This is a genomic window from Burkholderia sp. ABCPW 11, assembly GCF_001523445.1.
Taxonomy (GTDB): Bacteria; Pseudomonadota; Gammaproteobacteria; order Burkholderiales; family Burkholderiaceae; genus Burkholderia.
The window spans coordinates 1-2,282 of record NZ_LOVM01000052.1 but is presented as its reverse complement, the minus strand read 5'-3'; the positions used below and the strand labels follow the sequence as shown (position 1 = coordinate 2,282).

1 protein-coding gene and 1 pseudogene are annotated in these 2,282 nt (G+C 65.1%); both read right to left on the bottom strand.

Annotation, left to right across the window (positions count from 1 at the left end):
* The coding region (locus WS61_RS22065; RefSeq protein WP_157692767.1) for an efflux RND transporter permease subunit at positions 1 to 2,060 on the bottom strand (2,060 nt) is incomplete at its 3' end.
* 15 nt (positions 2,061 to 2,075) lie between these two features.
* Positions 2,076 to 2,282: pseudogene (locus WS61_RS22060) on the bottom strand (efflux transporter periplasmic adaptor subunit); the annotation flags it as partial.

Sequence of the window (2,282 nt, the reverse complement as noted above, 5' to 3'; positions counted from 1 at the left end):
GCGTTGTCCGTCAGCTCGAAGTCGAAGCCGGCGGCGGTGCCGAGTTCGGGAATCGACGGCGGGTTGAACGGAATCACCATCGCGTCCTTGTACTGCGAGTAGTGCGCGAAGGTCCGGCCGATCAGCGCCTGCACCTTCTGGTCCGAACGCTGGCGATGCTCGTACGGCTTCAGCTTCACGAACACGAGGCCCGCGTTCTGGCCGCGGCCCGCGAAGCTGAAGCCGTTGACCGTGAACACCGAGTCGACCACGTCCTTCTCGGCGGTCGTCAGGTACGTGTTGATATTGTCGAGCGTCTTGCCGGTCGTTTCCTGCGTGGAGCCGGACGGAGTCTGCACGATCATGAACATGTAGCCCTGGTCCTCGTCGGGCAGGAACGACTTCGGCAGGCGCACGAACATCACGCCGACCGCGATGAACACGGCGAGGTAGATCACGAGCCAGCGGCCCGAGCGCCGGATCACATGATTCACGCCGCCCGTGTAGCGATCGCGGCTGCGATCGAAGGTCCGGTTGAACCACCCGAAGAAACCCTTCTTCTCTTCGTGATGCCCCTTTTCGACCGGCTTCAGGATCGTCGCGCACAGTGCGGGTGTCAGAATCAACGCGACCAGCACCGACAGCACCATCGCCGACACGATCGTCAGCGAGAACTGGCGATAGATCGCGCCGACCGAGCCGCCGGAAAACGCCACCGGCACGAACACCGCCGACAGCACGAGCGCCACGCCGACGAGCGCGCCGGTGATCTGGCCCATCGCCTTGCGGGTCGCCTCCTTCGGCGACAGCCCCTCCTCGGCCATCACGCGCTCGACGTTCTCGACCACCACGATCGCATCGTCGACCAGCAGGCCGATCGCGAGCACGAGGCCGAACATCGACAGCGTGTTGATCGAGAAACCAACGAGGCCCATGATCGCGAACGTGCCGAGCAGCACGACCGGCACCGCGATCGTCGGGATGATCGTCGCCCGCAGGTTCTGCAGGAACAGATACATCACGAGGAACACGAGCACGATGCCCTCGATCAGCGTCTTGACCACCTCCTCGATCGACAGGCGCACGAACGGCGTCGTGTCGTACGGGTAGTGCACGACGAGACCATGCGGGAAGTACTTCGACAGCTCGTCGATCTTGGCCCGCAGCGCGGTCGCGGTCGCGAGCGCGTTCGCGCCGGTCGCGAGCTGGATGCCGAGGCCGGCCGTCGGCTGCCCCATGTACTTCGTGTCGAACGTGTAGTTCTCCGAACCCAGCGCCGCGCGGCCGACGTCCTTCAGGCGAACCTGCGAGCCGTCCTGGTTGACCTTCAGCAGGATGTTGCCGAACTGCTCGGGCGTGCGCAACAGCGTCGATTCGGTGATCGTCGCCTGCAGCACGGTACCCGGCTTCGCCGGCGTGCCGCCGATCTGGCCGCCCGCGATCTGCACGTTCTGCTGCGTGATCGCGGCCGTCACGTCGGTCGGCGTGAGGCTGTAGTTGGTCAGCTTGACGGGGTCGAGCCAGATCCGCATCGAGAACTGCGAACCGAGCAGCAGCGTCTGGCCGACGCCGTTGACGCGGCTCAGCGGATCGAGCACGTGCGACGCCACGTAGTTCGTCAGGTCCTCCTTCGACATCCGGCCGTCCTCGGAGTTGAATGCGAACCACATCAGCCAGTTGCTGCTCGACTTCGTGACCTGCATGCCGAGCTGCTGCACGACCTGCGGCAGAACCGGCGTCGCGAGCGACAGCTTGTTCTGCACCTGCACCTGGGCGACGTCCGGATTCGTGCCCGGCGAAAAGGTCAGCGTGATCGTCGCGTTGCCCGAATCGTCGCTCGTCGACGACATGTACAGGAAGTTGTCGAGCCCGCTCATCTGCTGCTCGATCACCTGCGTCACCGTGTCTTCCACCGTCTTCGCGGAAGCGCCCGGGTAGTTCGCCTGGATCTGGATCGTCGGCGGTGCGATCGTCGGATACTGCGCGATCGGCATCTTGAAGATCGATGCGACGCCGGCCAGCATCAGCACGATCGCGATCACCCACGCGAAGATCGGGCGATCGATAAAGAACTTGGCCATGAAACGGACTCCCTGTTATTGCGCGCTCGACGCGGCGGCCGAACTCGCTGCGGCATGGGCCGCGGTACTCGCCGGCGCGGCGCTTGCCGTCGTGGCGGATGCGGCGTCCGCCGCGGGAGCGAGCTGCGCGGGAACCGTCTTCACCGTCGCGCCCGGGCGCACCTTGTCGACGCCTTGCACGATCACGTGATCGCCCGCCTGCAGACCGCCTTCGACGATCCA